1 protein-coding gene is annotated in these 537 nt (G+C 65.7%); it reads right to left on the bottom strand.

What is annotated here, in order from left to right; translation table 11 throughout:
* On the bottom strand, nt 1-537 hold a 537-nt coding region (locus BAC01S_RS33165; protein WP_043204238.1), incomplete at both ends, for a phage late control D family protein.

The following is a 537-nucleotide window of genomic DNA, read 5'->3' as shown; positions in this document are numbered from 1 at the left end:
TTCGTGCGACTGCCTTTCATCACCATCGACGTGATCACGAACCCGTACCCGGCGCGCGGCACCTTCACATTGGTCGTTTTCATCACGACGCCCGGCGCAATGCCGAGCGCGTTCGTCGTGCCCGAGAGGGTGAGCTGCCGCGCGATCTGCTCGTCGCGCCGCGTCTGCGCGAGCGCCTCGCCCTGCTGCTGCGTCAGGTGGAACTCCGCACTGCGGCTGACCTGTCCGAATACCGAGCGGTCGTCGACTTCACTGGAAACGTTCACCGTCGCCCGTAGCGGATCGTCCGGCGTGCGGTAGTTACGCTCCCACGCCTCCAGCGTGGCTGGCACGAGGGTGCGCGCGTCGTTGAGCGACAGCACCGCCTCGTGGCACCCGGCCGGGAGGCCCGAGTCCGGGATATACGGCACATCGACCGAACGGACATAGGCGCGCGGATTGTTGGCAAAGACAATCGTATCGAGCTGGCCGCTCTTGCCGCGCCCCTGTTTGTAGAACCAGAAAACGCCCTTGCGGCGGCAATGCCGGGCGATGAAG

Origin of the sequence: Paraburkholderia acidipaludis NBRC 101816 (genome assembly GCF_000684975.1) — a bacterium.
Taxonomy (GTDB): Bacteria; Pseudomonadota; Gammaproteobacteria; order Burkholderiales; family Burkholderiaceae; genus Paraburkholderia; species Paraburkholderia acidipaludis.
This window is presented reverse-complemented; position numbering and strand designations above follow the sequence as displayed.